Source organism: Desulfatiglans anilini DSM 4660 (genome assembly GCF_000422285.1).
GTDB lineage: Bacteria > Desulfobacterota > DSM-4660 > Desulfatiglandales > Desulfatiglandaceae > Desulfatiglans > Desulfatiglans anilini.
In genome coordinates, this window is record NZ_AULM01000099.1 from 1 (window position 1) to 1,720 (window position 1,720).

Annotated in this window: 3 protein-coding genes; all 3 read right to left on the reverse strand. The window is 63.8% G+C overall.

All coding sequences use genetic code 11. From position 1 onward, the window contains the following. Positions 1–74: 74 nt before the first annotated feature. Positions 75–1,247 carry a transketolase C-terminal domain-containing protein gene (locus H567_RS0121230; RefSeq protein ID WP_028322919.1) on the reverse strand — a complete coding sequence of 391 codons (1,173 nt, stop codon included), beginning with the start codon at positions 1,245–1,247 and terminating at the stop codon, positions 75–77. Then, complete coding sequence (locus tag H567_RS0121235; RefSeq protein WP_028322920.1) at positions 1,247–1,540, reverse strand: 4Fe-4S binding protein; 294 nt, start codon at positions 1,538–1,540, stop codon at positions 1,247–1,249. The genes H567_RS0121230 and H567_RS0121235 overlap by 1 nt, the downstream gene beginning before the upstream one ends. Beyond that, a partial coding sequence (locus tag H567_RS28260; protein WP_208598454.1) for a 2-oxoacid:acceptor oxidoreductase family protein occupies positions 1,533–1,720 on the reverse strand: 188 nt, incomplete at its 5' end. The genes H567_RS0121235 and H567_RS28260, both read right to left, overlap by 8 nt.

Below are 1,720 nucleotides of genomic sequence, written 5' to 3' on the forward strand. Positions count from 1 at the left end.
GCAGGCGCGGTGCCCGGGGGTGAAATACTCCTTTTGCGTAACGAGCCGTGAGGCATAGACATTCAAGGCTTCCATCATTCCCTCGCTCCGAAGACGACATAGTCCTCCGGTTTCCACTGTTCCGCTGCCATAGCTGTCTCGTACATGGCGATATAATCCTCAGGCGTCACATCCCGGCCGGCCAGGCCGCTGATCATGTTCAGAACCTCCGGCCTCGGCTCCACCCCGTAAAGGGCGCTTCGGATCTCGGAGGCCACCGGCCCCCCCGGGCCCCCGAACGAAATCGCCCGGTCGATGACAATGATCCGGCGAACACCCTTTAGGGCCTCCCGAAGGGCATCGAACGGAAACGGCCTCCACAGCCGCAGTTTGACGAGGCCCACCGCGCGGCCCTGCCCGCGGAGGCGGTCCACCGCGATGGAGACCGTCTCCCCGATGCTTCCCATCGTGATGAAGACTGTTTCGGCCCCCTCGACCGCATACCTTTCCACCGGCCGGTAACACCTTCCGGTCAACTCCCCCATCTTCTCCCAGGCCTCGATCAGCTCCGGCATGGCGGCTATCAGGGCGTCGTTCTGGACCTTCCTGGCCTCCGTGTAGATCCCCGGCATCGCAAAGGCGCCCATCGTCATGGGATGGTCCGGGTCCAGCCGGTTGACCGGCTCGAATGCGGGAAGGTAGCGCTCGACCGCCTCCTTGTCCCAGTAGGAGATGGGCTCGATGACATGGGTCAGGATGAAGCCGTCCATATTGATCATGACCGGCAGGGAGACGCTGCGCGCTTCGGCCACCCGGAAGGCGAACAGGACATGATCGAACACCTCCTGCCCGTTTTCCACGAAGAGCTGCACCCAGCCGCAGTCGCGCACCGACATCACGTCCGTGTGGTCGTTCCAGATGCTGAGCGGGCCTGAAAGAGACCGGTTGGCCAGGATCATGACAACCGGCAGACGCATGGAGGGGACGATGAAAAGGATCTCGTTCATCAGGGCGAGCCCCTGGGAACTCGTGCAGGTGAAAGTGCGCGCGCCCGCTGCGGAAGACCCGCAGCAGACGCTCATCGCCGAGTGCTCCGACTCGACCGGGATGAACTCGGCCGTCAACTCCCCCTCGGCCACGAGCTCCGAGAGGTGCTCGACAATATGGGTCTGCGGCGTGATCGGATAAGCCGCCACGACATCCACATCGGCCATTGCAACGGCGTCCGCCGCCGCAATGGATACCTCGATACCGACCCGCTTGCCCATCATTCCTCCTCCGGCACCATCTGGATGCACCCGGTGAAACATTCCGCGGCGCAGATCCCGCACCCTTTGCAGTAGTAGAGATCGGCCTCGAACGTCCCATCCGCCCGCCTGCGGATCGCCATGTCCGGACAGAGCAGATAGCAGACGCCGCAGCCGATGCACTTCGCCCGGTCCACCACCGGCCGGAAGGAGCGCCAGTCCCCTGTCCTGTAGAAGCGCGCGTTGCCCGGCTGACTTACCACGCAGCCCACTTCCAGATCCCCGCAGCGAAGATCCCTCTCCGATTCAACCATGACGGGCCTCCTTCCGGGAAAAGGCCGACGGCAGCACCTGCGTTTCCTCGTAGGCGCGCATCAGGGCCTGGATGTTCTTCTCCGCCACCCGGCCGAAGCGCGCCCTGAGGGCTTCGGTCAGCTCCGCCGGCGGAAAGATCTCATCGGCCTTCAACAAAGCCCCCAGCATGGTGGTGTTGG

Coding starts and splice junctions, on each gene's coding strand:
- H567_RS0121230 (WP_028322919.1), bottom strand. CDS start 1,247: ATGGGCAAGCGGGTCGGTATCGAGGTATCCATTGCGGCGGCGGACGCC.
- H567_RS0121235 (WP_028322920.1), bottom strand. CDS start 1,540: ATGGTTGAATCGGAGAGGGATCTTCGCTGCGGGGATCTGGAAGTGGGC.